Source organism: Borreliella japonica (genome assembly GCF_900099615.1).
GTDB classification, from domain to species: Bacteria; Spirochaetota; Spirochaetia; order Borreliales; family Borreliaceae; genus Borreliella; species Borreliella japonica.
In genome coordinates, this window is sequence record NZ_FMTE01000004.1 from 142747 (window position 1) to 164355 (window position 21609).

Annotated in this window: 22 protein-coding genes; 13 read left to right on the forward strand and 9 right to left on the reverse strand. The window is 28.2% G+C overall.

Translation table 11 applies throughout. From position 1 onward, the window contains the following. Positions 1-5: 5 nt before the first annotated feature. The 6 genes from BLO14_RS03925 to BLO14_RS03950 are packed head-to-tail and all read right to left on the reverse strand — an operon-like array spanning position 6 to position 6982. Positions 6-566 (reverse strand): hypothetical protein, encoded by a 561-nt coding sequence (locus BLO14_RS03925; RefSeq protein ID WP_091973120.1) that lies wholly within the window; start codon positions 564-566, stop codon positions 6-8. Further along, positions 563-2881 (reverse strand): RnfABCDGE type electron transport complex subunit D, encoded by a 2319-nt coding sequence (locus BLO14_RS03930; protein ID WP_091973123.1) that lies wholly within the window; start codon positions 2879-2881, stop codon positions 563-565. The genes BLO14_RS03925 and BLO14_RS03930 overlap by 4 nt, the downstream gene beginning before the upstream one ends. A gap of 7 nt (positions 2882-2888) precedes the next feature. Further along, a complete protein-coding gene (locus BLO14_RS03935; RefSeq protein WP_091973126.1) occupies positions 2889-4361 on the reverse strand; it encodes a hypothetical protein in 1473 nt (490 codons plus the stop codon). A 16-nt stretch (positions 4362-4377) separates the two neighbouring features. Continuing rightward, the gene (locus BLO14_RS03940; protein WP_091973129.1) at positions 4378-4839 is read right to left on the reverse strand and encodes a divergent PAP2 family protein; all 462 of its coding nucleotides are present in this window, start codon (positions 4837-4839) and stop codon (positions 4378-4380) included. A gap of 13 nt (positions 4840-4852) precedes the next feature. After that, a complete protein-coding gene (locus tag BLO14_RS03945; protein ID WP_091973132.1) occupies positions 4853-6091 on the reverse strand; it encodes an aminopeptidase in 1239 nt (412 codons plus the stop codon). Further along, the gene (locus BLO14_RS03950; protein ID WP_091973135.1) at positions 6092-6982 is read right to left on the reverse strand and encodes an HAD family hydrolase; all 891 of its coding nucleotides are present in this window, start codon (positions 6980-6982) and stop codon (positions 6092-6094) included. A 114-nt stretch (positions 6983-7096) separates the two neighbouring features. Between BLO14_RS03950 and BLO14_RS03955 the strand changes: the two genes are divergently transcribed. The 5 genes from BLO14_RS03955 (at position 7097) to BLO14_RS03975 (ending at position 12089) form a co-directional block, all read left to right on the forward strand. Then, on the forward strand, positions 7097-8875 hold the full coding sequence (locus tag BLO14_RS03955) for an aminopeptidase P family protein (protein WP_091973137.1): 1779 nt from the start codon (positions 7097-7099) through the stop codon (positions 8873-8875). Beyond that, positions 8872-9558: a hypothetical protein gene (locus tag BLO14_RS03960; protein ID WP_091973140.1), complete on the forward strand. Its 687-nt coding sequence runs from the start codon at positions 8872-8874 to the stop codon at positions 9556-9558. Before BLO14_RS03955 ends, BLO14_RS03960 begins: the two co-directional genes overlap by 4 nt. A 32-nt stretch (positions 9559-9590) precedes the next feature. Next, complete coding sequence (gene def / locus BLO14_RS03965; protein ID WP_091973145.1) at positions 9591-10088, forward strand: peptide deformylase; 498 nt, start codon at positions 9591-9593, stop codon at positions 10086-10088. After that, positions 10085-11014, forward strand: coding sequence for a methionyl-tRNA formyltransferase (fmt, locus tag BLO14_RS03970; RefSeq protein ID WP_091973148.1), 930 nt, complete (start codon positions 10085-10087; stop codon positions 11012-11014). The genes def and fmt overlap by 4 nt, the downstream gene beginning before the upstream one ends. Positions 11015-11135: 121 nt before the next feature. Next, positions 11136-12089, forward strand: coding sequence for a PASTA domain-containing protein (locus BLO14_RS03975; RefSeq protein WP_091973310.1), 954 nt, complete (start codon positions 11136-11138; stop codon positions 12087-12089). On the opposite strand, the gene BLO14_RS03980 is transcribed toward BLO14_RS03975, so the two are convergent. Next, positions 12090-12806: a 16S rRNA (uracil(1498)-N(3))-methyltransferase gene (locus BLO14_RS03980; protein ID WP_091973152.1), complete on the reverse strand. Its 717-nt coding sequence runs from the start codon at positions 12804-12806 to the stop codon at positions 12090-12092. It abuts the gene before it with no gap. Between the two features lie 70 nt (positions 12807-12876). Between BLO14_RS03980 and trxA the strand changes: the two genes are divergently transcribed. From trxA to secG, 8 genes are all read left to right on the forward strand, one after another. Further along, positions 12877-13230, forward strand: coding sequence for a thioredoxin (gene trxA, locus BLO14_RS03985; protein ID WP_091973155.1), 354 nt, complete (start codon positions 12877-12879; stop codon positions 13228-13230). Between the two features lie 82 nt (positions 13231-13312). Next, a complete protein-coding gene (gene ybeY, locus BLO14_RS03990) occupies positions 13313-13771 on the forward strand; it encodes an rRNA maturation RNase YbeY (RefSeq protein WP_091973158.1) in 459 nt (152 codons plus the stop codon). Further along, a complete protein-coding gene (locus tag BLO14_RS03995) occupies positions 13772-14548 on the forward strand; it encodes a hemolysin family protein (RefSeq protein WP_091973161.1) in 777 nt (258 codons plus the stop codon). After that, positions 14545-16515 (forward strand): tetratricopeptide repeat protein, encoded by a 1971-nt coding sequence (locus BLO14_RS04000; RefSeq protein WP_091973164.1) that lies wholly within the window; start codon positions 14545-14547, stop codon positions 16513-16515. The genes BLO14_RS03995 and BLO14_RS04000 overlap by 4 nt, the downstream gene beginning before the upstream one ends. Positions 16516-16589: 74 nt before the next feature. Next, a complete protein-coding gene (gene gap / locus BLO14_RS04005) occupies positions 16590-17597 on the forward strand; it encodes a type I glyceraldehyde-3-phosphate dehydrogenase (RefSeq protein WP_091973167.1) in 1008 nt (335 codons plus the stop codon). A 30-nt stretch (positions 17598-17627) separates the two neighbouring features. Further along, positions 17628-18809, forward strand: coding sequence for a phosphoglycerate kinase (locus BLO14_RS04010; protein ID WP_091973169.1), 1182 nt, complete (start codon positions 17628-17630; stop codon positions 18807-18809). A gap of 1 nt (position 18810) precedes the next feature. Continuing rightward, positions 18811-19572 (forward strand): triose-phosphate isomerase, encoded by a 762-nt coding sequence (tpiA, locus tag BLO14_RS04015; protein ID WP_091973172.1) that lies wholly within the window; start codon positions 18811-18813, stop codon positions 19570-19572. Positions 19573-19586: 14 nt separating this feature from the next. Continuing rightward, on the forward strand, positions 19587-19949 hold the full coding sequence (secG, locus tag BLO14_RS04020; RefSeq protein WP_091973175.1) for a preprotein translocase subunit SecG: 363 nt from the start codon (positions 19587-19589) through the stop codon (positions 19947-19949). A 108-nt stretch (positions 19950-20057) separates the two neighbouring features. Here secG and ung read toward each other — a convergent pair whose 3' ends face one another. Both ung and BLO14_RS04030 read right to left on the reverse strand, forming a co-directional pair. Then, complete coding sequence (gene ung, locus BLO14_RS04025; protein ID WP_091973179.1) at positions 20058-20729, reverse strand: uracil-DNA glycosylase; 672 nt, start codon at positions 20727-20729, stop codon at positions 20058-20060. Positions 20730-20914: 185 nt separating this feature from the next. Continuing rightward, positions 20915-21604 (reverse strand): queuosine precursor transporter, encoded by a 690-nt coding sequence (locus BLO14_RS04030; RefSeq protein ID WP_091973181.1) that lies wholly within the window; start codon positions 21602-21604, stop codon positions 20915-20917. Positions 21605-21609: the final 5 nt, after the last annotated feature.

Genomic DNA, 21609 nt, shown 5'->3' on the forward strand with positions numbered 1-21609 from the left:
CGCTACTAATGATTGTATATTAATATAATTATATTTGGAATTAAAGATATAATAAACATTATAAAAAAATATATTGGTTCGTTTTCCAATATATTGATTTTAGGGTTTTTATCAAAGTTTTTTTTTATTGACGTTATTGACATTAAAGTTATTAGTACGCCGAGTGTAGATAGAATAAGTATTTCTAATCCCTCAAAAAATCCATTGTTCTTATCAAGTGCAAAAAATGTTATTGCAATTAAACTGCTACTTGAGAGCATAAAGTCGTTTGAATAATTCGATTTTATGTTGTATATAATAAATATGTCATTTAATACTTTAAATAATAATATCAATACGTAAATTAAAGTTACATAAAAAATTGGCATTAAGAACAGCAAGTTGTTCTTTTCAAGCAGTTTATAAAGATAAAATGATATTGAATATATTAATAAAGAGGTAATTGTTATTATGACATATTTTTTTATTAAGATTGCATTATTTTTTATTTTTATATCCTCAAATCCGACAAAGTGTATTAAAGTTAAATTGTTAATAATCAAGTATGTGATCAAATTATCAGTCATAATTTTATTATATCCTTTTCATTTTCAAGAGAGATTTTGAGCGCTTTTTCTTTATTTGCTTTCAAAAAATACATTATTTTTTGAATTTTGAGAGTTAAGCTATAGCTTTTTATTAAGCTTGAGCTTATTTGTAAGATAAAAATAGATATTATGGCCGATAAAGTTTCAAAAGGAATATAGCTTAATGTTAAAAAGTATGTAAATGCCAATAGTGTTCCGTAAAGTATTTGTTCAAATTTAAAGTGTGGTGTTATTTGCACTTCTGTTGCCATTGTAAATATTAAGAGCATTGGTACTGGAGAAATAAGCAATGTTAACATATCCGAGCTGATGTGGCTTAGCATTCCCATATTATGTGCTATGTATGAGATTGTCATCAAGCTTATATAAAATGACAATGGTATTAATTTGTTAATTATATATTTGCCAACTATTAATAAGAGTCCAAAATAAAGCAAGATTGGAGATATTTTTTTTTCATTATTAACTCCTAAGAGACTTTCAATATGAAATCTCGTGACAATGGTATTGAAAACAGAAAAAATGTTTTTATTTAAAAAGTTTTCAATTGCATCGATTTTTTTATTTTCATGTTTTGTGAAGGTATGTAAACTTTTTAAATTTTTTATGGTTGGATTTGTGTCTATTATTTCATTCCAGGTTGGAATTATTGGTACTGATCTTTTAAGCTCTTCTTGATAGGTTTGCTTAAAACTGACTGGAAAATTTAATGCAAAAAACATAAAAGAAATTAATATAGGATTTACTAAAAATGCTGAAAGTCTTAAAAAGTAAAAAAATACTAAAAAAGCAAATAGTAAGGATGTTATTTTTAGTGTAATTTCTAAATTTAAAGGTAATATAATGCTTATTATTAAGGCATTGTAAATAAAAAAAGACAGACATTTGTAATTAATTTTTAGCATTATTGGTATATAGATTGCTATGCTAATAAGTATTAATAGCAAAGTATCTGTCATGAATTTTGTATTATTTAGGAAAGAAAATATTAGACTAGGCAATAATGATAGTATGATAGTAGAGTATATGTCTTTTAAATTGTTTTCAGTGTATATTACTTCATTTATTAGATTTTCATTTAGAATTTTGCCTTTAATTTCTTTTTGAACTTTATGTATTTCTTCTTCTACTTCTTTGTCCGTATATTTAAATATTTTTAATTTGCCATTATCATTTATTTTTTCATTTTTTAAGTATGAAAAAATAATATTTTCTATTTGTAATGGCGAAAAACTAGATATAAACAATGCTTTGATTTTGTCATATATTGACTTTTTCTTTAATATGGTAAAACTATAAATATCTCTTGTTATTGGTATATTTAATGTTTTAATTTTTATTTTGTTGGCTGGATTGTTTAAAAAAATTTCATATTTTTTTGTATCAATTTTTTCATTTATTATTTGGCTTAAAGAAGTTCCAATTTTTACCTTCAGTATTCTACTTTTTATTTTTTTATTTCCATTTATAGCTATAAATTTTTCTTTATAGGGATTGTTGTTTTTTATAACAAGATTTGTATTGTATAGATCTTCAATATTTGCTAATAAAATATTGTTGTTGGGGTTTATGTCATCTTTTGCATTTTTGTTATTGTATAAAAAGTGCATTATCATTTCATGATTTGTATAAGGGTATGCATTTTCTAAAGATTTAATTTTTATTTTTCTGTTTTTAAAAACACTCAATTTTTCGAATTCTTTTTTCAATTTGTCTTTATTTGATATTATTGTTATTTCTTTGAATTTAAATATTTTGTCGATTATTTGGAATCCTGAAAGAATCTCTTCTAATTTTTCTGCCATTAGTGCTTCTGAAATATTTGTAAATCCATCTTTTCCATTTGTTAATAAAATCATTTTGTCTATTTTTTTACATTTGTTTATAAATTGAAATAAAGAATTTTCGTTAAACCAAGGAATTCCCAGTTGAATTAATTTTGATAGGGTTTTTTCTCTTGAGATTTCGTCTTCAATTGTGTCTTTTTCGGTTTTTATTTTTCCTTGAAATTTGATTAATGCTGATTTTAATTTTTTTCCATCTGGAAAGTTGGCCGTGTATATTTTTTCTACTATTCCAGATATTGGAGTGTATGTGTATAGCTCTATGTTTGAATTTTTCGATAAAATTTGATTTTCTTCTATTTTTTGGTTTTCAATTATGTATATTATGGATTTTGAATTTTCTGTTTCAAGTGGTATTAGGACATACTCAGGTATTTGAATTTCATCAATGCGCATCTCGTATTTATTATATTTTTTAAAAATTGTTTTTACTTTTTCTAAGTCAAGCATCAGCTAATTATCCTTGAATATATTTTTTATAGGTTTTTTCATTTATGTTTAAAAGAATTGTAAATCTTATTGCTTTAAATAGGAATAGCAATACAAGGAAGGGCAAAGAGAATAAGAAGAGTATTTTGTAATTTTTTTTATCTATGCTTATATTGTTCTTGTTTTCTTTATATATTAAGATTGGGTTTTTATTTCTTAAAAACAGATTTGCAAGCTCTTTTTTAAGAGCTTCATCAATAAATGATTTGTCTACTTCATAAACAGTTTTAGGATTAATTTCTATCTTGTCGGTTTTGATTTCAAAGTAATTTTCTTTTATGTTTTTAGGAATTTCTCCATATTTAGCGGCAATATTGTATTTTAGTTCGTTTTGATAAAGAATATGGGATAGGTACCCCACGATGTTAGGTATTTCTTTGTTGTATCCTAGCATTATATAAATATTGTTAGGATTTAAATAATCAAAATAATTTAATTTTTTACTGTAAAGATAGTTGATGTTTTTATAAGAATTTAGCATATAGTTTGAATAAGTGAACGGAATTAATGAGAGTGTAAATAGCAAGAGATGTATTGCTATTTTTAGCTTTAAAGTTTTTTTTTCTTCTTTTTTTTTCTCTTTAATTTCGATAGGGAATAAGAACGTATCTTTAAAATTGCTTTCTGTTTTGATCCAACTGAAAATTAAAAAAATGCAAAGAGTTGTTATTGCAACAAATGCAATAAAAGTGGGATCAATATTTGTAGTAAAAAAGGCTGTGATCGTAATGAAATATAGAGTTGTGAATATAAATAAAAATAATAAGTATTTTATTTTCGTTATTAGTGTTAAGAAATTTATTTCTTTTAAATATATTTTGTTGTAATTTTTGTTAAAATTATTGATTATTGAAAATAACAAATAAGAGAGAATTACAAATGGATAAAAATACATTATTTCTTTACTTATTAGAAAGGTAAGGGATGAGATTAATAGGAAAATTAAAGTAAATGTAGAGTTTGCTGGTTCTAAAAAAATTAATAAAATTATTATGATTAGAAATATTGTGATTGATATAAGATTAATTTTTGTTTTGTGGTCAAGAGAATGCATGTCAATATTAATATTGAGCGCTTTTTTTAGATTTTTAAAATTTATATTTTTGAACTTGTTTTCAACATAAAGAAGTTTTTTATCTGCTATGTTGAAAAGATTGGGCAGTTTTTTTAAAAATATATTTTTCCTCAGATCAAGGTTGTTTAGCTTGCTTACTTCATTTATTGTTATTGTTTTATTTTCAGGGAAGTCTAAAATGTCAATTTTAGTTGTGTATTCTGAGATTGTTTTATACCCTTGTGAATTTATATATTCATTAGCGGTTTTTAGATCGGCTTCATTTGCAAAGTATAATGGTTTGTAATCTCCAAATTGAGCTAAATCGCAGGAATTGATAAGCGGTATTGTTGCAATTAGACATAAAAAACTTAAAAAACGCACCATTTATTTTTTCCTTATGCTACAAACAGCATACAATATATGCAGATACTATTCCTATTATTATGCCCGTTAGAACCTCTTTCTTTTTATGTCCTTTGACCACTTTTATTTTTGTTGTGTCAATTTTTATTTCTTTTTTTAATTTTTCTGATAATGCGTTCAAATATTCTGCTTGAACTCCAGACATATATCTTACTCCGAAAGAATCTCTTATTGTAATAAGGGCAAAGGCAAGAGCTATTATAAAATTTGTATCTATTCCTTCAGTTAATGCAATTGAGGTTGAAAGAGCAGTAACTGTTGATGAATGACTGCTTGGCATGCCTCCTGTTTCTAGGAAAATTTTTTTTAAAAGATGTGCTGGAGTTAATTTTAACTTTCTTGTTTTTACGGTTTGGATACTATATTTGATTACTTGAGCAGAAATTCCTGATAAAAGACAAGATAAAAAAAGCTTATTTGTAAGCAATGCCCTTATCATTATAAACCCCCTTTTATATTGCGAATTTGCCAGCTTTTATTATTGTGTATTCTTTTCCATTTTTGCTCACACCAATGACATTCAAGTCGTCGCTTCCAATCATTAAATCCGTATGTATTAATGAAACGTTGCATCCGTAAGTTAGTTTATTGGTGTCAGTTTTTAAATCTTCTTCGTTGCTTAAACAAGATGGATATGCAGCTCCCAGTGCTATGTGGCAACTTGCATTTTCATCGTATAATGTGCTGTAAAAAATAAGATTACTTTGATAAATAGGGGAACTGCTGTCAACTAGTGCTACTTCTCCTATATATTTTGCTTGAATGTCGGTTTCGATGTGCGATTTTAATATTTCTTGTTGCTTCTCATCATTACAGCCAAAGTCAACTACTTTTCCATTTTCAAATTTTAACCATATTCCAGATATTAGTGTTCCAAGCACCATGACGGGGCGGGTGGTATATACAATTCCTTTTGTTTTTTTGTAGTTTGGAGTTGTAAAAACTTCTTCTGTTGGTATATTGGCATTGAATTCTATTTCTGTTCCTTTAACTTTTTCGCTTCCACCGGTCCATAGAGAAGTTTCAAGTAGGTATACTTCCAAGTTTGTTTTTTCGTTTTTAAAGATAACCTTTTCTAGGTTAAGTTCATTTAATATTTTGCATCTTTTGTGAAGTTTTTCTCCATGGGATTCCCATTTTTCTATTGGATTTTCTTTATCAAGTAATAATATTTTCTTTTGTATTTCGAAAAATTCTTCTAAAGTTTTATTTCCTTCTTTTTTATTTAAAACTTTAGAAGCCCATTTTGGACCTGGTGAGCAAACAACACACCAGGCTATTTCGTTGCTCATTATTGCTTGCGATAATTTTTTGCTTGCTAGATTTAAGGCTTTTTGATAAATTGACATTTTTTGACCAATGTCCTCTTTTAATGCTTCAAAATTTTCTGTATCATCGACGTTTATTCTTGCCCATTTATCTTGAACCATTTCTTCTAAGAAGCTCTTCTCAGCATTTGGAATGAATTCTAAGCTTTCCTCTTGTGAGAATTTTAATCTTGATTTTAAAATATCAATGTCTTTAATATTTAGCTTGACATATTTAGCTCCATGTTCATAGGCCTTTTTTGCTAATATTTTCAAAAAATTGTAATTTTCGATTGAACCTTGAATTAAAACACATTGATTTTTTTGTAAATTAATTCCTTTTAAAATTATAAGTTCTGCATATTTTGTTAAATCTGTCTCCATTTATTCCTCCTGAATAGGTTCTTCTAAAACATTCTCATTAATGTAATTTGCAACAGCTTCTTCGTCATTTGTCCCTATTACTTCCAAGTAAGGCAGCATTGCTTTTAATCTATAATTTGCATTTCCCATTAGTAATCCCTTTTTTACATTTTCTAACATATCAGTATCATTAAATCCATCTCCAAAAGCTATGGTTTCGCTTAAATCAATGTTGATAGTTTTAAGAACTTCGCTTAATGCATTTCCTTTTGAGACTTTATGATCTACAATTTCTAGCGAATTTGGAGTAGAAAGGTATGCATTTATTTCTCCTTTGTATTTTTCTAAAATCATTGCTTCATATTCTATTAGGCTTTCTTCTCTGCCAGCTAATATTATTTTTGCAACATTTTCAAAATTTTTAAGCTCACTAAAGTCTTTAATTTCTATAATTTTATTGATTGGACTGACTATTTCATGCCTAAAGATATTGGATTCTTTTTTAAATTTTTGGCATTGATCAATTGCAATTTTAGTTTTGATGTCAATATTTAATTGATCGTCGTATTGATCTGCTTTATGTAGAAAATGAGGTATGTGGCCAAATTTTTCGTCTCTTAAATTTAAAATTTTCTTTACCACTTCAGGAGATAAATTATGACTTTTTATTAATTTCCATTCTTGATTGTAAACTTTTGCTCCGTTTAATGTAATAAAAAATGAAACTTGCAGTTGATCTATTTTTTTTGTAATTTGAGTGATTTCATTCTTACTTCTTCCTGTTGCGATTACGAATTTCTTTTTTTCTTTTGTTAATTTTTTAATTACAAGTTCTGTAAATGCTCCAATACAGCTTTTTGATAGTAAAAGAGTGCCGTCAAGATCAGAGGCAACCGCTTTAATATTTTTCATATTTTATCCTTTAGGAGTTAATTTCAAGCTAAATTATATCAAATATATTTTTTTTTTTAAATTGAAAATTATTTGGTATACTAGTATTATTAGGGTTGTATAAAGGGGATTTTTTTGGATATTAATAAAAGATTAGCTTTGCTTAGGGATCATATGAGAGAAAGTGGGGTTGATGCGTATTTGGTAGCAGGTTATGATCCTCATTTTAGTGAATATTCTCATGAAAGGTATAGTACTCGCAAATTTATTACAGGCTTTTCTGGTAGCTTTGGTACGGTAATTGTAACATTATCCAAAGCTGTTCTTTTCACGGATGGTAGATATTTTTTACAGGCCGATCAAGAACTTAAGGGAACCGAAGTTGTATTAATAAAGCTTGGAGTAAAAGGATTCCCTGACATTTTTACGTATATAAATTTAAATCTCCAAGAATCAAAGCTTGGAATTTACTCTGATGAGATTAGTATAAAGTTTTATAAAGAGCTGTCTGAAAAATGTAAAAATACACATATTAAGGTTTTAAATCAAGATCTAATTGATTTAATTTGGAAATCTAGACCCCAGATTGAGTTTAGTAATATAGTTGAATTGATTGATGCTGAGAAGAATAATAAAAGAGTTGAAAAAATCAAGTCTATTTGTTTAATCTTAGAAAAAAATTTGGCGGATTTTTATGTTATTACCGCTCTTGATGAGATTGCTTGGATATTGAATTTAAGAGGGGCAGATGTTAAAAAGTCTGCATTGTTTTATTCGTTTCTTTTAATATCTAGGAACAAAGATCGAAAAAATGTTCTTTTTATTGATACAAAAAAACTTGATTCAAGAATTAAAGAAATACTTGGAATGGAAAATTTTGAAATAGATTCTTATAGTAATTTTTACTGTTTTCTAGATCGAATAAAGCATGAAGGTAGATTTTTTGTTTCATTTTCTACTAATATTAGAGTTTTGAAAGTTCTCGGCGAGTCCAATATTATTTTTGGAGAGACTATTATAAGCAATCTTAAGGCAGTAAAAACCGATTATGAACTTCTTAAGATGAAAGAAGCGCATATTGTCGATGCTATTTGTCTGATTAAATTTTTACGTAAATTTAAAAGTCTAAGTAAGGTCGAATTGGCTGAGTTAGATGAAATAGATATTGCTGATATGCTTTTACATTTTAGGGAATCGAGTAAAGATTTTTTTAGTTCTAGTTTTGATTCAATAGTTGGCTTTAAGGAAAATGGGGCTTTTCCCCATTATAAGCCCAAGAGAGGTAAGAAAATAAATACTAAAGGTCTTCTTTTGATTGATTCTGGAGGTTCTTATTTTGGACTTGGTACTACAGATGTTACAAGAGTTTTTCTGGTAGGGAATGCTTCTGATGAGGAAAAGCGTGACTATACTTTGGTTCTTAAAGCTTTCATTAGCCTTGCTTCTTTAAAGTTTCCATATGGATCTTCGGGGGCTTTTCTTGATGGAATTTGTAGATTGCCGCTTTTAAAAAATGAATTGAATTTTATTCATGGTACTGGACATGGTGTTGGATTTTTCCTTAATGTTCATGAACTTCCAGTTTCGATTAGTCCTGATTCTAACTATTCTTTTAAAGGTTCTGAGGTGGTTTCAATCGAGCCCGGTCTTTATAAAACATTTAGTCATGGAATAAGGATTGAAAATTTAGTTTTTGTAAAGCAAGCTTTTACAAACGACTTTGGAACTTTTTTAGAGTTTGAAAATTTAACTCTTGTTCCTTTTGAAAAAGAGTTGATAGTAAAAGAAATGCTTTCAGAAGATGAATTAAATTATATCAATAATTATCATGAATGCATATTTTTAACTTTAAAAGAGCATTTTAATGATGAATGGGAGTTAGAATTTTTAGCAAAGCTGACAAGTAAAATATGAGATTTATAATTGCATTTTTAATGATTTTAAATCAAGGATTTTCAGACTTGTTTTCTTTGTCGGAAGATATTATTTTTGAGGGCTCTTATGAGATTGCAATTAAAAAAGCCCAAAAATTGGATAAAAATGTTTTAATTTTGGTTGGCAGAGATATTAAGGAAAATCTAATAAAGAATTTTTTAAATTCTTTTAAAAATGATGAAATTATTAACACGGTATCTAAAAAAAATGTTTTCTTAGTTATCGATAAGGATAATGAAATTTTTAATAAAATTAATCTACAAAAAAGCCCCACTATTTTTTTTGTAGATTCTAAAAATGAGCAAATAAAGGCAGCTTATGTGGGAACTATTTTGAGTAGTATTCAATTTGATAAGGATTTTTTGAGCTATCTTATGGGGGCTATAAAATCAACAAGTGTTCTAAAAAAGCAAAAAAATTATGAAATTAATACTATTGACGAGAAGATCTTTTTTTATAAAACATTAAAAGGTGATTGGCGATTAAAGTTTGATGGTAAAGACAGAAAGCTTGTTCTTTTTGATACAGATCTTAAAGAATTTTTAGTTTTTAAAGATATTGATGAAAACAAGCTTTATGCTATTCCTAAGTCCAGGACTGGTAATATTTATTTTTCATTATTGGGAAATGAGGAATGGAAGCTTTTTGGAAAAATAAAATAAGTGTCTTTTTTTTGAAAGAGGGATGAGTTTTTATGGAAATGATATTTTATCCTAATGATTTGCTTCGTGTTAAGACAAAGCAAATCGATAATATTGATGACAAGATCAGAGATTATGCAAAAAAGATGATAGAATTAATGGACATTAGCGGTGGAGTTGGACTCGCTGCTCCTCAGGTAGGCCTTGATTTGTCACTTTTTGTAGTTAGAGAGAATAAAATGGCAAGGCCTTTGGTTTTTATTAACCCTTTAATAACAGAGACTTCTTATGAGCTTAATTCTTACAAAGAAGGATGTTTAAGTATACCAGGAGTTTATTATGATTTAATGAGGCCTAAGGCTATTGTTGTAAATTTTTATGACGAGAATGGAAAATCTTTTACTATAGAAAATTCTGATTTTTTGGCAAGAATTATTCAGCATGAAATGGACCATTTAAATGGAGTTCTTTTTATTGATTATTACGAAAAAAGGATAAAAAATAAATTGTTAAAGCCTTATATGAGAGAAAGAGGTCTTAAAGCAAAATGAAAATATTTTTTATAAGCTCTTCTTCTATTGCTTTAGAAGTTTTAAAGGAAGTTATAAAGCATTATGAAGTGGTGGGAGTTCTGACCTTGCCTGATAAGCCTAAAGGCAGAGGGCAGAAGTTAAGTCAAAATGTAATAAAGGTGGAGGCTATTGCTAAGGATATTAAAGTTTTTGATCCCTTGACTCTTGATGATAATATATTAAATCTAATTAGAGATTTGAATCCAGATTTAATGTTAGTTTTTTCTTATGGCAAGATATTTAAAAAAGAATTTTTGGATATTTTCCCAAAGGGGTGTATCAATGTTCATCCTTCTCTTTTGCCCAAATATAGAGGTGTTTCTCCGATTCAATCTGCAATTTTAAATGGTGATTCTGTTAGTGGTATTACTATTCAGAGTATGGCTTTGGAAATGGATAGCGGTAACATTTTAGTGCAAAAAAAATTTAAAATAAGATCTTATGATACAAGTTATGATATTTCAAAGCTTGTATCAAGTCTTAGTCCAAGCCTTGTTTTGGAGGCTTTAGAAAAAATTAGTAAAGGTTTTGTGGGGATTCCTCAAAAATCAAGTGAAGCTACTTTTTGTTCTTTTTTTAAAAAAGAATTGGGATTTATAGATTTTAATTTAAGTGCATTTGAGATTAAAAACAGAATTAACGCATGCAATCCTTGGCCACTTGCAAGAGCTAGGCTTAATTATAGCGACATTATTTTTCATCGTGCTGATTTTTTGAAAATAGATTTATATAAAGAGAGAAAAGTAGGAGAAATTGTTGATTTTGATTCTGAGAAAGGATTATTTGTTAATACTGGTGAAGGAATTCTTTTGCTCTTAGAAGTTCAAAGACCTGGAAGAAAGGTTTTAGATTTTAAGTCTTTTTATAATGGGAGTAGACAGCTAATAGGACAAGTGTTTTCTTAAATAGGAGGGATATATTAGTTTCAATAATAATGACAATCTAGAAAATAAATTTTCTAATGCAGATGAATTGCTTGAAAGTAAATTGGATTTGGCTCAGAGTTGCAAAAATTGTAATAATGAAATGTTGATTTTGCCTAAAACTACGATCAAGGCATTGCTTTTGGTTATTTTTGGATCTTTAATTGTTTCTTTTGCAATTTTCTTTATGGTTTTAGAAAATAAAGAGATTACAGTTGTTCCGAATCTTTATTCTCTTACTATTGAAGATGCTATTATTGAATTACAAAGAAAAGAGTTGATTCCTCATATTGAATTTAAATTTTCTTCAAGTGCTCTTGACAAAGGAAGAGTGATAGAACAGGGACCAAAACCGGGAACTGTTTTAAGGCATAGCAATAAGGTTATAATTTTCATTAGCAAAGGGGCTATAATAAATAGAGTTGATAGTTTTATTGGCAAAAACATTGACGATGTTATCATCAATTTAAAGGCTAATTCTTTTGATAATTCCAAATTACTTTACCATATTGTTAAGCCCCTTGAGGTTGAAAGCGAATTGCCAAAAGGTATAATAATTCGTCAAAATCCGTCACCAGGTAGTCAAATATCAAGTTTAACAGATCTTCAGTTTTTAATTAGTAAGGGTAAAGATCATTTAGAAAAATATGTTAAAAATTATATTGGAATTTATTATAAGGATGCGATTGCTTCTCTTCTGAACGATAGTATTAGTTTTGACATTGATTTGGTAGATAAGGACGATTTTGGAAATGTTGTTTTTCAGTCTATTCCACCTGGAACTAAAATAAGCGAATCAGATAAAATTTTAATTACTATTGCAAAGCCTAAGGTTGATAATAAAATTGTTTTTGGAATTTTGAATTATAAATTAAGGCAACATCCATCTTATGTTGATATGTCTGTTAGGTTAAAAGGTTCGGATGGTGAAAATTCTTTGATTTATTTCTTTAAATCGAAAGGAGGGTTGATTAAATTGCCCTATGAGGCTTACAAAGGCTCTACGATTGAACTTTATATTTATGACAAGCTTTTCAATCAAACAGTTATAAATTGATTATATGTTAATTAGTTTCGATACAGTAATAATGGATGCAGCAAGTATGGCCGTTTCAGTTCTTAGGATATTTGGAGATATATTGTAAGAGGAAAAATTATATTGCGTTATTAGCTGTTTTTCTTTTTCTGTAAATCCTCTCTCAGGTCCTACAATAATGGTTGCATTTTTTACTTGTTCGATATCAATTAAATTTTTTTTGCTATTTTTTTCAAGCAATATTTTTATTCCAAAATTTTTTTGTTTAATATATTGAAGACTGTCTTTCAAATTTTTCATAATTTTTATTTTTGGTAAGTACGTTATTCCTCCCTGCATCGCTCCTTCTATTAAATGTTTTTCGTAATCATTGTTTTTAAAAATTTTAGAATTTAAATATGATTTTTCAGTAAGCTTAGTATTGAAAAAAATTATTTCGTATATTCCAATACTAGCAAGTTCTTTTATGATTCTCTTGGCAACAATTGGTCTTATTATTCCAATTAGTACATTTAATTTTTTGAGTTTATTAGATTCCCCTATTTTAAAGATGTTATTGAAAAATAGTTTTTTATCTTTTTTGTAAATGCAATGGTAAATGTTTTTTTCTCCAAGAATGCCAAATTTAAATTTGTCGTTATCTTTTAATTTTAAGATTTTAACAAGATGTTCTGCTCTAGTGTCATTGAGTGAAATTCCTATTTTAAATTCATTAAAAGTTATTAACATTAGATTCATTTTATAATTCCTTATTATTAATATTGTATTTGTGATATAATTTTAAGTCGATAGGGGGCATGTAGAATATATGGCTATTTCTTTAACCAAAGAACATTTTGTTACTAAAATTTTTGATTATAAGAATAATAAAGAGTGGAGTTTTAGAGGCGAGAGACCTGCTATAATTGATTTTTATGCCGATTGGTGTGGTCCATGTAAAATGCTCTCTCCGATTTTTGAAAAACTTTCTAAAAAGTATGGGAATAGTATTGATTTTTATAAGATAGATACAGATAAAGAACAAGATATTTCTTCTGCGCTTGGAGTGCAAAGTCTTCCAACTATTCTTTTTATTCCTATTGATGGCAAGCCAAAGGTTTCTGTTGGCTTTTTGCAAGAAGATGCTTTTGAAAATATAATTAAGGATTTTTTTGGTTTTTAGTTTGCAAAATAAAATAATTCAATGCCATGGCAAGCAAATTATTTTATAAGTTATATATGGATTATTCTAGGGTATAGTTAATTTGTCCAAATCTGATTTGAATTTATTGATAGAAAATATTAAATTTGAACATTTTAGTGTTTTTTATGATTTTATTTTATCTGTTTTAAATACTCTTTCTATTAGTGATTTTGAACTTTCAGTTATTCTTTGTGATAATGCTTATATACAAAAATTAAATAATAAATTTAGAAACAAGAACGAGCCAACCGATGTTCTTTCTTTTAATTATAATGAACTTAGCGAAGATTTGGTTGATGGTATAAACTATAAAATACAAGGAGATCTTATAATATCTTTTGAATATTTAAAATTTAGTGCTCAAGAGTTTAATGTTGAAATTTATGAAGAACTTCAACGTGTTACTATTCATGGAATTTTGCATTTAATGGGATATGAACATGAAACTAATGATTTTCAAAAGGAAGGTATGTTGATTCTTCAAGAAAATATCTTAAGAAAAAATAAAAGGGTATTTTAGATGTTGGGATTTTTTAATTTTAAAAACAAGAAGAAGAAAGGAAGCCCAAAAAATGATCTTGAAGATAAGTCGAATATTGAAACTTCTTTGGTAAAAAATTTCAATGCTCTTAAAGAGACTATTGTAAAAGAGATTATGATTCCTAGGATAGGAGTTATATTTGTTGATTACGCTAAGAGTAAGGACGAGCTTTTAAAGGTTGTAACATCTAGCAGTCATTCAAGATTTCCTGTGTATCATGGCACTATTGACAATATTGTTGGGATAATCCATACAAGAGATGTGCTATTGCACATGTGTAAAAAAGATTTCTACGAAATAGATTTAAAAGATATTATGCGAAAGGTTATGTTTGTTCCTGAAAGCAAAAAAACAGACTCTCTTTTAAAAGAATTTCAAGAAAATCATGTACATATTGCAATTGTAGTTGATGAGTATGGTGGGGTTTCAGGGCTTGTGACGCTTGAAGATATTCTTGAAGAGATAGTGGGTGACATTCAGGATGAATTTGACAATGAGCTTGATGAAATAGTTCGTCTTGATGATGGGTCTTATCTTTGTGATGCGAGAATTTTAATAGAGGATTTAAATGAAAAGCTTAATTTAAATTTGCCAAATGGAGACTTTGATACTCTTGGCGGTTTCGTTTATGATCTTTTTGGGAGGATTCCTTTGAAAAATGAAAAGGTAGAATATAGTAATTTGGTTTTTTCAATTAAAAATATGCATCAAAGAAATATTAAAGTGATAAAGATTTCCGAGAAGGAAGGTTTATGAATTTTAATAGATTTTTTATATTATTCCTTTTAAATTTTAGTGTTCTATTGGGCAGTGATACCACAGCATTAGGGCATTATCAAAAGGCCCATGAGTACTATTTATCTAAAAGGTATTATGATGCTATTGATGAACTTGTTGAGGCTATAAAAATTAATCCCAATTATTATGAAGCTTATAAATTTATTGCATCAATTTATTATTCTCTTAAGATATATACTCAAGCGCAATTTTTCATAGAGAAAGCTTACAAAATGTCTAACGAAGACACTGAATATAAAATTCTTTATGCAAATATATTGTTAAAAAATAATAAAATTGATCAAGCAAAAAAAATCTATTCTGAGATTTTAGTTAAACAGAGAAATAATATTGATGCTTTGGTTGGACTTGCTTCGATTTTTGAAAAAAATGGATTGTTCATAGCTGCTGCTAATTATTATTTATCTATTCTTGATTACAGTCAAAATAATTATAGTGCATTTGAACATCTTGTTGATATTTATCAAAGGCTAGGAATGCATGACAAGATTAGACATTTGATAAATAAAGTTAGGGTAAATTTTTTATCTTTCCCAGATTTTCATAAAAGAGTAGCTGAATTTTACATTAGTAGTAATAACTTGGGGCTTGCCGAAAAGTATGCTTTAAATTATTTGGCTTTAATTGAAAGTTCTTACAAAGATTTTGGAGTTGTTGATGCATATCGATTGCTTGCGCTTGTTTATTTGCATGAATTTAAATATGAAGATGCAATAAATGCATTACAGAATGCTATTTTGGTTGATAAAGATTCTGATGAACTTTATTATTTATTGGGATATTCTTATTTAAAATTTGGGAATGTTGAAAAGGCTGTTTTAAATTTGGAGCGGGCTAAAGATCTTAAAAAAGATTTAGAATTTTATAATATTGCTCTTGAGGAGAGTTTTTTTGCATCTAATTTTAGAAATTTTTTGGAAAATAATTCCAATGCTAAAATTTCTAAGCATTATGAAAATGAAGGGTTTAAAGCTTTTAAATCTTTAAATTTAAACAAAGCATTGTTTAATGCAAAAAATGCTGTTGATATTTGGCCTGATAATGATAGTGCTAGATTTTTGCTTTCAAAAATCTATAAGCTTATGAATTTAGATATTATGGCTTATGAGCAGCTTTTTTATTTGGTAAAACAGAGAAATTCTACAGATTCTAGAATTTTGGATTTTTATGATGTTGTGTCTTTTGATGTTAGAAAGTCTTTATTTTATAAATATGGATATAAAAGTATTGCTGATTTTAATAAGCTTTATGATGACAGAATGGTTTATAGGATGGCTATTTTCACTCAAAGTGAGAATAAGTTTTTTGGGGCAAACGATTTGATATTAAGATTTGCTGAAAGGGTTCTTGAGCGTAATTTAAATATAGAAATAGTTAACTATAATTTTGATTACAATAAAAATAGAGATTATTTGATTAATAATTTTTCAGAAGGATTTTCTTATTCAAGAAATAATAATTTGGATTTATTTTTAATTTTTGATTTTAATGCAGATGTTTTAAAAAATACAGCTACTTTGGCGGTGAATGTTTTTTCAGGGAAAACAGGAATTAAGGTTACTTCTTTCTCTTATGATGTGGGAGGTGCTAATTATTTAAGTAATGCTTTAAATTCTCTTTCTAAAGATTTTCATGATTATTTGCCCAAAAAAGGAAAGATCCTTCAAATTAAAAATGATGATGTTCTTATTAATCTTGGTCAAGTAAGCGGTGTTGTAAATGGAGATATTTTTTTAATTCTTAAAGAAGGTGCTTTAAATAATGGTGCTAGAGATTCTGGTTTTATTGTTTACAAAAAATCAGATATTTTGGGGGAGATTTTAATTGAAGATATAAGTGATTATATTTCTAGAGGTACTATAAAATCTTCTACTTTTTTAAAAGATTATATTCAAGAGGGAGCCACTGTGCTTGTAAAAAGATAGTTTGACACTTGTTGTTAATTTATGATTTAATAATTCTAGTAAGAATAAAATCAAAAAAAATCGGAGGATTTTGTATGAAATTGGCTATTAATGGTTTTGGTCGTATTGGTAGAAATGTTTTTAAGATTGCTTTTGAAAGAGGAATTGATATTGTAGCAATAAATGATTTAACAGATCCTAAAACCCTTGCACATCTTTTAAAGTATGATTCTACTTTTGGAGTATATAATAAAAAAGTTGAGTCAAGAGATGGTGCTATTGTTGTTGATGGAAGAGAAATAAAAATTATTGCTGAGAGAGATCCAAAAAATCTTCCTTGGGGAAAGCTTGGAATTGATGTTGTAATTGAATCAACAGGTGTTTTTTCATCAGCAACTAGTGATAAGGGGGGGTATCTTGATCACGTAAGTCATGCTGGAGCCAAGAAAGTTATTTTAACAGTTCCTGCCAAGGACGAAATTAAAACAATAGTTCTTGGTGTAAATGATCAGGATATTAATTCTGATTTAAAAGCCGTATCAAATGCTTCATGTACAACCAATTGTTTGGCACCTCTTGCGAAAGTGCTTCATGAATCATTTGGAATAGAACAAGGACTTATGACAACTGTTCATGCTTATACAAATGATCAAAGAATTTTGGATCTTCCTCATTCTGATCTTAGACGAGCAAGGGCTGCTGCACTTTCTATTATTCCAACTTCAACCGGTGCTGCAAAAGCCGTTGGACTTGTTTTGCCTGAACTTAGGGGAAAGTTGAATGGGACTTCAATGAGAGTGCCTGTACCAACAGGTTCAATTGTTGATTTTACGGTTCAACTCAAGAAAAAAGATGTTACAAAAGAAGAGATTAATTCTGTTCTTAGAAAGGCATCAGAAACACTCGAGCTTAAAGGTATCTTAGGGTACACTGAAGATCCGATTGTATCTTCAGATATAAAGGGAAATTCCCATTCTTCTATTGTTGATGGTCTTGAGACAATGGTTCTTGAAAATGGATTTGCAAAGGTGTTGTCATGGTATGATAACGAGTTTGGATATTCTACAAGAGTGGTTGATCTTGCTCAAAAATTAGTAAAATAAGTAGAAATGCTTGTAAGGTAATAAAATAAAATGTCAATAAAAACAGTAAAAGATTTTAATAGCTTTGCGGGCAAGCGAGCTTTAGTAAGGTGTGATTTTAATGTTCCCCTAAAAGAGGGGAGCATTAGCGATGATACTAGAATTAAGGCTGCATTGCCTACAATAGAGTATCTAAAAGAAAGAGGGGCTAGGATTGTACTTGTAAGTCATTTGGGTAGACCAGAGGGCAAGAAAAATCTTAAGTACTCTCTTAAACCCATTGCCAATAGATTGTCAGAGCTTTTAGGTCAAGATGTCAAGATGCTTTCTGATTGCATTGGAAGCGAAATTGTAAATAATACTTTGCAAATGAAGGATGGCGATGTTGCATTGCTTGAAAATGTAAGATTTTATGCAGAAGAAGAGAAAAACGATAAAAGTTTTGCAAAAAAACTTTCTGAGAATGGAGATGTTTTTGTAAATGATGCCTTTGGAGCAGCTCATAGAGCTCATGCTTCAACCGTAGGTGTTTCTGATTATTTGCCATCTGTTGGTGGATTTTTAATGGAAAAAGAAGACAAATTTCTTGGGGAAGTGTTAAAAAATCCCGAAAGGCCATTTGTTTCGATTATTGGTGGGTCTAAGGTTTCTTCAAAGATTGGAGTACTAGAATCACTTTTATCAAAGTCAAATGTAGTTGTGATTGGTGGTGGAATGGCTTATACTTTTTTACATTCCAAAGGATATTCTATAGGTAAATCTCTTTTAGAGATCGAATATATTGATATAGCTTCTTCTTTTCTAAAGAAAGCAAAAGAGTTAGGTGTTGAAGTAATTTTACCACTTGATCACGTTGTAGCGGACGATTTTAATAAAAATTCTACTCCTGAATATATTGATTCTTTTAATATTCCTGAAAACAAGATTGGCATGGATGTTGGAGTTAATACTTTAAAAGAAATTGAAAAGGTTGTAAAAACCGCCAAGACTGTAATTTGGAATGGTCCCCTTGGTGTATTTGAATTTGATTCATTTTCAAAAGGAACTGCCAAGGTTGCTGAAATGGTAGCATCTTGCTTGGGTTTAACTATTGTTGGTGGTGGAGATTCTGTTGCAGCTGTTAATAAATTTAGTTTATCTGATAAGATCACTCATGTTTCAACAGGTGGCGGTGCTTCACTTGAATATCTTGAAGGGAAGATTTTGCCAGGTATTAAGGTTTTGGAGAAGTGAAGTGAGAAAAACGTTTTTAGCGGGAAATTGGAAAATGCATTATACGAGCGCAGAAGCTTCTATTGTTGCAAAAGAAATTGCAGCTGGAGTTAAGGCTTTAAAAGATGATTTTGTAATAATGATAACTCCCCCATTTACGGCTTTGTCTAAGGTTTCAGAATGTATTAAGGGCAGTAATATTCTTCTGGGTGCTCAAAATATGTCTTATATGGAAAGTGGGGCAAGAACAAGCGAAATTTCACCTTCGATGCTTTTAGAATTTGGAGTAGAATATGTTATACTTGGTCATTCTGAATGTAGATTGTATTTGGCAGAAACAGATGAAATAATAAATAAAAAGATTCGTGCAGGGCTTAAGCATTCCTTTAAGTACTTAATTCTTTGTGTTGGAGAAACTCTTGATGAAAGAGATTCTGGAAAAACTTTAGATGTTGTTTTAAATCAGGTTAAAAAGGGTTTAGATTGTGTTTCTGAATCAGATATTAAAAGAATAATTTTAGCTTATGAACCTGTTTGGGCAATTGGAACGGGCAAGACCGCAACTAAGGAGGAAGCAGAAGAGGTTCATAAAGCAATTAGGCTTGAGATTATGAAGCTTTATTCAAAGTCAGTTTCAGATAATGTTATAATTCAGTATGGAGGCTCTGTTAATTCAAACAATATAAAAGAGCTTATGAATCAGCCCAATATTGATGGTGCGTTAATAGGTGGAGCATCTTTGAAGGCTGAATCTTTTTTATCTATAATTAATAATAGTTTTTAGTTAAGAGGTTTATTTTGGGTTTAGTTAGATTTTGTATTTTTATGATTTTTGTTATTGTTTCGATTTTTATTATCCTTTTAATTTTAATTCAAGATGAGCAGGGTGATGGAATAGGCGGTGTTTTTGGAGGTGGTAGTTCTTCTATTTTTGGGGCAAAGTCTTCAAGCGTTGCTGTAAAAATTACTGGATTTTTTATAGCGTGCTTTTTTGTCTTTGTAGTTTTGTTATCTTTTATGAATACTAGAAGAGCAGATAATAGCTTTTTAGATGATATAAAGACGGAGAATAAGAATAGTTCGACTTTCTGGAATAATGAGAATAATGAATCAGATACTAATATTAATGAAATTAAAGAAAAAGATATGAAAGAGAAATAATTTAAATTGATTTCCGTTGTATTATGTTATGAGTGGTATTTATGTAATATAAAATTCTTTTATGTAAAAGAATTTTATATTACAACTATTATATTGAATTTATCAATTTTATTGAAAGTTTATTTCATCTTTATTGTGTTTTTTCAAATAGTTTAAAGCATTGCTAAAATGGTTCGATCCCAAAAATCCATTGTTTGCTGAATATGGAGATGGGTGACTTGTTTCAAGGATTAGATGCTTTGATGGGTCAATTAGTTTTTTTTTACTTCTTGCTAAATTGCCCCAAAGCATAAATACAATATTTTTCAAATTTTTGGAAATTATTTTTATTACTTCATCTGTGAAAATTTCCCACCCAATAGCTTTGTGAGAAGAAGGTTTTCCTTCTTCGACAGTTAAGATTGTATTTATTAGAAATACACCTTGAATTGCCCATCTTTTTAAATCCCCATTTGGGATGGTTTTTATTTTTAAACTTCTTTCTATTTCTTTAAATATGTTTTGCAAGGAAGGCGGAATTTTTATTTCTGAATCTACAGAAAAAGCAAGTCCATTTGCTTGATTTTTTCCATGATATGGATCTTGTCCAATTATTACCACTTTTATGTCTTTAAATGGTAAAGAATTAAAAGCATTAAATATAAGTTTTGGAGGAGGAAATATTTTTCCTACTTTTGTTTTATATTCATGTTTTATAAATTCCACAAGCTTTTTAAAGTATTCTTTGTTAAATTCATTTTTTAAAACCTCTTTCCAAGATTCTTCAATTTTTACTTTCATTTTTGTATTATATAAAAAATAGTTGGTAATTTGAAATACATTAAAGGACGACTTTACTATTTTTAAAATTTGATTTTTATTATGTATTGATTACTTGTTGAATGAAGTTGAGAAATTAAATTTGATATTAAAACATGCAGACAGGTTGTTAAAAATTATCAATTTATTAAAAATTTTATTAATTCTTAAACCTCTCTTATTTTTTTCCAGGAATTTAAAAACAGATAAAAAAATGTATCGATTGTAATTATTGTTAATGTAATAATTAAGGAACCTTTTGTAAGTTGGATATTTTTTGTTTCGGGGTAGAATTTTAATATTGTATTTACTGATATTGAAACTAGTGAATTAGCTAAGTATCCAGAAATTAGTCTTGATAGAGGATGAATTATCCATAAAGATTTCATTTTTATTTGTTTAAAATAATCATATAGTAAGATGTTTATATATTGGGACAGAAAAAACACATACGTTCCAATTAATATTGTTAAAATGTATGTGAAGTTATTGAACAATATTTTAAAATGAATGTCTGAGGTGTCTAATTTATTATGATTGAATGCTGTCATAAAATTAATCATAATTGTAAAAGTTATGTTTAACAAAAGACCCAATATTACGGAGTTTATTGCGTCTTTTTTGCTGTATTTCTCTACCATTAGGTTTAAAGAGAATAATGCCGATAAAAAAGTAATACCTGACAAATTTAAGAATATTTCAAATGTTCTTAAATTGCTTAGTATTATAATATTTGATATTGTTGAAACAATTGCATTGAAACATAAAAGACCAGACTTTCCAAAAAATCGATAAAGAATTCCCAATGTTATATATGTAAAGAGAAACACTCCCATCCACAAGCTTAAATCAAACATATCGT

Excerpts from the sequence above, each read along its gene's own strand:
- trxA (WP_091973155.1), top strand. The coding sequence starts at position 12,877 with ATGGCTATTTCTTTAACCAAAGAACATTTTGTTACTAAAATTTTTGAT.
- BLO14_RS03980 (WP_091973152.1), bottom strand. The coding sequence starts at position 12,806 with ATGAATCTAATGTTAATAACTTTTAATGAATTTAAAATAGGAATTTCA.
- BLO14_RS03930 (WP_091973123.1), bottom strand. The coding sequence starts at position 2,881 with ATGCTTGACTTAGAAAAAGTAAAAACAATTTTTAAAAAATATAATAAA.
- gap (WP_091973167.1), top strand. The coding sequence starts at position 16,590 with ATGAAATTGGCTATTAATGGTTTTGGTCGTATTGGTAGAAATGTTTTT.
- BLO14_RS03925 (WP_091973120.1), bottom strand. The coding sequence starts at position 566 with ATGACTGATAATTTGATCACATACTTGATTATTAACAATTTAACTTTA.
- fmt (WP_091973148.1), top strand. The coding sequence starts at position 10,085 with ATGAAAATATTTTTTATAAGCTCTTCTTCTATTGCTTTAGAAGTTTTA.
- BLO14_RS03995 (WP_091973161.1), top strand. The coding sequence starts at position 13,772 with ATGTTGGGATTTTTTAATTTTAAAAACAAGAAGAAGAAAGGAAGCCCA.
- BLO14_RS03975 (WP_091973310.1), top strand. The coding sequence starts at position 11,136 with ATGTTGATTTTGCCTAAAACTACGATCAAGGCATTGCTTTTGGTTATT.
- ung (WP_091973179.1), bottom strand. The coding sequence starts at position 20,729 with ATGAAAGTAAAAATTGAAGAATCTTGGAAAGAGGTTTTAAAAAATGAA.
- def (WP_091973145.1), top strand. The coding sequence starts at position 9,591 with ATGGAAATGATATTTTATCCTAATGATTTGCTTCGTGTTAAGACAAAG.
- BLO14_RS03935 (WP_091973126.1), bottom strand. The coding sequence starts at position 4,361 with ATGGTGCGTTTTTTAAGTTTTTTATGTCTAATTGCAACAATACCGCTT.
- BLO14_RS04030 (WP_091973181.1), bottom strand. The coding sequence starts at position 21,604 with ATGTTTGATTTAAGCTTGTGGATGGGAGTGTTTCTCTTTACATATATA.
- BLO14_RS03940 (WP_091973129.1), bottom strand. The coding sequence starts at position 4,839 with ATGATAAGGGCATTGCTTACAAATAAGCTTTTTTTATCTTGTCTTTTA.
- BLO14_RS03950 (WP_091973135.1), bottom strand. The coding sequence starts at position 6,982 with ATGAAAAATATTAAAGCGGTTGCCTCTGATCTTGACGGCACTCTTTTA.
- BLO14_RS04010 (WP_091973169.1), top strand. The coding sequence starts at position 17,628 with ATGTCAATAAAAACAGTAAAAGATTTTAATAGCTTTGCGGGCAAGCGA.
- BLO14_RS04000 (WP_091973164.1), top strand. The coding sequence starts at position 14,545 with ATGAATTTTAATAGATTTTTTATATTATTCCTTTTAAATTTTAGTGTT.
- BLO14_RS03960 (WP_091973140.1), top strand. The coding sequence starts at position 8,872 with ATGAGATTTATAATTGCATTTTTAATGATTTTAAATCAAGGATTTTCA.
- BLO14_RS03945 (WP_091973132.1), bottom strand. The coding sequence starts at position 6,091 with ATGGAGACAGATTTAACAAAATATGCAGAACTTATAATTTTAAAAGGA.